Origin of the sequence: Achromobacter sp. (assembly GCF_036567245.1) — a bacterium.
Taxonomy (GTDB): Bacteria; Pseudomonadota; Gammaproteobacteria; order Burkholderiales; family Burkholderiaceae_B; genus Achromobacter.
In genome coordinates, this window is record NZ_DATCUY010000557.1 from 1 (window position 1) to 4,815 (window position 4,815).

Here is a 4,815-nt window from a genome sequence, read left to right on the forward strand (position 1 = left end):
GGGCCGCCATGGCCCGCATCGCCCGCCCCACGCCCGGGCTGCGCGCCAGCGCGATGGCGGTTCTCTGGAACATGCTCATGGGCTCTCTCCCTGCAAAGAGAGCCACTGTGCCGGGACGCCAGGCGTGCGTCTTGAACGCCAGTGAAAAGCGCCTAGTCCAGCGCCAGCGCGCGGGCGCGGCCGAACAGCGGACGCTGCACCGTCTGCGCCAGCAGCACGCCGGCCAGCGTCACCGCGCCGCCCAGCAGGTGGTACAGGTGCAATTGCTCGCGCAGCATGACGAAGGCGGCCAGCGCGGTGAACAGCGGCAGCAGGTTGATGAAGATGCTGCAACGGTTGGGCCCCAGGCGATGGACCCCTTCGATCCACAGGAAGGACAACAGCACCGACGAGAAGATGCCGGCGTACAGGATCAGCGGAATCGTATTCATGTCCAGCGCCGCCTGCGCCGCCGGCACGCGCAGGTACAGCGGCAGCATATAGAGCAGCGCGAAGATCGATTGCACGAAGGTGGATTGCCAGGCCGGCACCGGCACCTTCCAATGGCGCAGCAGCACGCCGTACAGCGCATAGGACAAGGCCGCCAGCAGCATCAGGCCGTCGCCGACATGGATGCCGTGCTGAAACACGCTCAGCATGTCGCCCTGGCCCACCAGGTACAACAGGCCCAGGAACGACAGCACGCCGCCGGCGGCCATGCCCAGGGTCAGGGGATCGCGCAGGATCACCACGCTGAGCAGCATGCTCAGCAAGGGGATCAGCGCCGTCAGGATGGCCATATTGGTGGCGGTGGTGGTTTCGGCGGCGCGGTAGGACAGCGCCTGGAACACCGCCGACGACAAGGCGCCATAGAGCGCCAGCTTGGGCCAGTGGCGCAGGATGGTCTTGCGGTTGCGCCAGGCGGGGCCGGCCGTGAACAGCCCCATCAGGAACAAGGCCAGCACCAGCCGGTAGAAGGTGATGGCGGTGGGCGAGATGGCGCTGGCGGCCATCTTGGACACGATGACGTTGCCCGCCCAGAACAGAATGGCGAACAACGGGAACAGGTAGGACATGGTGGTTGCGCTCGGAGAATGAGGGATGGTCTCCGGCCGCGCGTGGCGCCCTTTCGGGGCGGCGCGCGCGGCCGGAGTATCGCTATCCTATTGAGCGCATTTCGGTCCGTCTGCCGATGAAAAGGCAGACGCTATCGCAAAATGGACATCGCCCGCATCAGGGACGGAATGGCGCGGGATCCAGCGGCAGCTCCAGCCCGCCCATCTGCGCCGTCAACAGCGCGGCGCTGCCGCAGGCCAGGGTGAAGCCCAGCGCGCCTTGCCCGATGTTGAGCCACAGATTGTCGGCCGCAAGGCTGCGGCCGATCAGTGGTTTTCCGGTAGGCGTGGCTGGACGCAGGCCGGCCCAGGGCACGGCCTGGCGCAAGTCCAGCGACGGGAAGGCTTCGTGCACCTGGCGCTTGAGCAACCCGATGCGCGCCGTATCGATGCTGGCGTCGGCGCTGCCGATGTCGACCATGGCCGCGATCCGCAGCACGCCGCCCACGCGGGCATAGACGATGCGCCGCTCATAGTCCGTCACGCTGATGCGCGGCGCCACCGACTCGTCGTCCTCATCCAGCGGCACGCTCAGGCTGTAGCCCTTCAAGGGATACAGCGGCACGTCCTGGCCCAGGGGCTTGAGCAGCGCGCGCGTGCCGATGCCTGTGGCCAGCACGATGGCGTCGGCGCCGATGTCGCCGTCGCGTGTGTTCACCGCCACGATGCGGCGGCCTTCGCGCTGCAGGCCCGACACCGGATTGGACATGGCGCATTGCACATTGGCCATGGACTGCAGGCGGTCGAACAGCGCCTCGGTGAACTGGCGGCAGTCGCCAGCCTCTTCGCTGGGGGTGTAGATGGCGCCCGCCAGGCTGCCGCCCATGCCGGCCAGCGCCGGCTCCAGCGCCAGGGTCTGCGCCGCGTCCAGCACCTGCTGGTCGGCGCCGTGAGCGGCCTGGTACGCCACCAGCTGGCGCGCCTTGTCCAGCAGCGCCGGGCTGCGGTAGGCGATGAGCTTGCCGTTCTTCAGATGGCCGAAGTCCAGGTCTTCCTGCTCCAGCAGGGAGTGCATCACGTCGCGACTGAGATAGGACAGGCCGGCCAGTTGGACCGTGGAAGCCTTGGCCACCGAGGCCCGGCACGCCAGCGCGAACTGCAGGCACCAGCGCCATTGGTGGGGATCCAGCCGCGGCCGGAAACGCAGCGGGGAGTCCTCGCGCAGCAGCCAGCCCGGCACGCTGGGCAGCACGCCGGGGCCGGCCAATGGCGCCACGTAGCTATAGCTGAGCTGGCCGCCATTGGCGTAGCTGGACACCTCGGCCGGACGCGCCTGGCTGTCCACCAGCACCACGTCATGGCCCTGGCGCGCCAGGAAATAAGCCGACGTGACACCCACGACGCCAGCGCCGATTACGCAAACCCGCATACTCATAGATCCAGAAAGACAGGGACACCACGCTATTCTGGGACGCGCCCCGCCCGTCCGGCAAATGCCAAACTCCGCAGGGTCCATAACAAAACATCATGCCCCGCCTCAGGCGGCGCGATGCAGCTTGATGATGGCCGCGGCCGTGGGGTCGCGCACCAGGTCGGCCAGGGTGTAGCCGTTGAGCGCCTCGTAGAAGGCCTGCAGGGTCTGCGCCAGCACGCCGGACAGGCGGCATGAGCCGTCCAGCGCACAGGGAGGTTCGCGGCAGTCGATCAGCGGCCCCTGCTGCTCCAGTTGCCGGATCAGATCGCCCACGCGGTAATCGTCAGCGGACTTGGACAGCCGCAGCCCGCCGCCCTTGCCGCGCGAAGTGCTGACCCACTCTTGCTGCGCCATGAAGTGCACCACCTTCACCAAATGATTGCGCGACACGCTGAAGCGGTCGGCGATCTCCGGAATGGTGACTGCGGCGGACCGGTGGCGGCACTGCGTCAGGTACATCAGGACGCGCAGGCCGAAATCGGTGAATCGGGTCAGTTGCATGGCAGGGGTGAAAGGGATGGGCGCTGGCGGCCCGAGAGCTCAGGCCGCCAGGATACACCGCTCAGGCGGGCGCGCCGCCGGTGCCGAAGGCTTCGGCGTGGATGCGGTCTTCCGGCACGCCCAGGCCGGTCAAGGCCTCGCGCTGCGCGCGCATGAAGCCCGCCGGGCCACACAGGTAGTAGTCCGCGCCGGGCACGATGACCTCCTCGCGGATGGCGTTCAGGTCCACCCGGCCGGCGTAGTCATAGTCGCGTCCAGGCTGGTCGTCGTGGCCGACTTCCTCGTAGAACACCGCCTTGCGCACATTGGCGCGTTCGGCGGCGATGTCGTTGACGTGATCCCGCAAGGCGTGGACCGAATTGTTGCGGCAACCGTGCACGAAGCGGATCTGACGCTCGTCGTTCAGGCCCACCAGATGGTTCAGGATGGAAACCATGGGCGTCAGGCCCACGCCGCCGCTCAGCAGCACCACCGGCGCATTGCCTTCCTCGCGCAAAAAGAAATCGCCTTGGGGCGGCGCCACGTCCAGCACCCCGCCCTCTTCCAGGCGGTCATGCAGGGCGTTGGACACGCGGCCGGCCGGCGTATCGGCGCCGCCCGCTTCGCGCTTGACGGAGATGCGCAGGCGGTCCTGCCCCGGCGCGTCGGACAAGCTGTACTGGCGCGGCTGCATCAGGCCCAGCTCGGGCACGAACACGCGCACCGACACGTACTGGCCAGGACGGTAGGCAGGCACCGCGCCGCCATCGGCCGGCGCCAGGTAGAAAGACGTGATCTCGGCGCTTTCGCGCTGCTTGCCCACCACGCGGAATGCGCGCCAGCCCGTCCATCCGCCCGGCTTGGCAGCCGATTCCGCATACAGGCGCGCCTCTTCGGCGATCAGCAGGTCGGCCAGTTGGCCATAGGCCGCGGCCCAGGCAGCGATCAGTTCGTCCGTGGCCGCCTCGCCCAGCACTTCGCTGATCGAGGCCAGCAGATGCTTGCCCACGATCTGGTAGTGCTCGGGCCGTATGCCCAGGCTGACGTGCTTGTGCACGATGCGCGTCACCACGGGCATCAGCACCGAGGGATCGTCGATGTGCTCGGCATAGGCCGTAACCGCGCCGGCCAGCGCGTGCTGCTGCTCGCCGCCCGCCTGATGGGCCTGATTGAAGACATGCTTGAGCTCAGGGTTGTGCTTGAACATGCGGGCATAGAAATGCTTGGTCAGCGCGACACCGTGCGTCTTTAGGACGGGGGCCGTGCCCTTGACCAGGGCGCGGATTTGGGGGCTCAACATCTACTGCTCCTTGTGGCGCGATCGGAATCGCGGTTAAACATGTATTTATAATACATCTTTAAATGCCCACTGAAAAACGCCGCCCGGTTCATTCCTTTCCGGCTTCCCACTCGCCCAGGATGGCAAGCGTTGGTAACACGCAAGCGGCTTCGGCCCGCCATTGGGGACGTAAAGCGCTGCCAGCCTGGGCGCGCCATGCCGCGGACGCGATCCAGTCATCCCCCAAGCGATAGGAACAAGCGCGCCACCGTCCAGGCGGCGCGCGCAGGCGCCATCCCGCCTTGTCATCGGGCGCCAGGCCCACCGACGCCATGTCCGCCGGAAAATCCAGCCCGGCCGCCTTGATGAAGGCTTCCTTCAGGGTCCACAGGAGATAGAAGCGCTCTAGCTGCGCCGCGCCCCACAGGCTGGCCAGTGCCTCGCGCTCGGCGGGTGTGCAAACCCATCCGGCCAGGCGCAAGACTTCGCGCGGGCGGATGCGCTCCAGGTCGGCGCCTAGCGCCCACCCCTGCGGCGCCGCCGCGCAG

General features: G+C 67.5%; 5 protein-coding genes. All 5 read right to left on the reverse strand.

Going from position 1 to position 4,815, the window contains the following annotated elements; genetic code table 11:
• Nucleotides 1-152 precede the first annotated feature (152 nt).
• On the reverse strand, nt 153-1,055 hold the full coding sequence (locus VIR09_RS23355) for a DMT family transporter (RefSeq protein WP_332015006.1): 903 nt from the start codon (nt 1,053-1,055) through the stop codon (nt 153-155).
• A 157-nt stretch (nt 1,056-1,212) separates the two neighbouring features.
• Nucleotides 1,213-2,463 (reverse strand): D-amino acid dehydrogenase, encoded by a 1,251-nt coding sequence (locus tag VIR09_RS23360; protein ID WP_332015007.1) that lies wholly within the window; start codon nt 2,461-2,463, stop codon nt 1,213-1,215.
• Nucleotides 2,464-2,571: 108 nt separating this feature from the next.
• On the reverse strand, nt 2,572-3,009 hold the full coding sequence (locus VIR09_RS23365) for an Rrf2 family transcriptional regulator (protein ID WP_332015008.1): 438 nt from the start codon (nt 3,007-3,009) through the stop codon (nt 2,572-2,574).
• A 61-nt stretch (nt 3,010-3,070) separates the two neighbouring features.
• The gene (gene hmpA / locus VIR09_RS23370; RefSeq protein WP_332015009.1) at nt 3,071-4,288 is read right to left on the reverse strand and encodes an NO-inducible flavohemoprotein; all 1,218 of its coding nucleotides are present in this window, start codon (nt 4,286-4,288) and stop codon (nt 3,071-3,073) included.
• An 88-nt stretch (nt 4,289-4,376) separates the two neighbouring features.
• Nucleotides 4,377-4,815 (reverse strand): 4'-phosphopantetheinyl transferase superfamily protein (locus VIR09_RS23375; protein ID WP_332015010.1); only part of this gene is annotated, 439 nt, incomplete at its 5' end.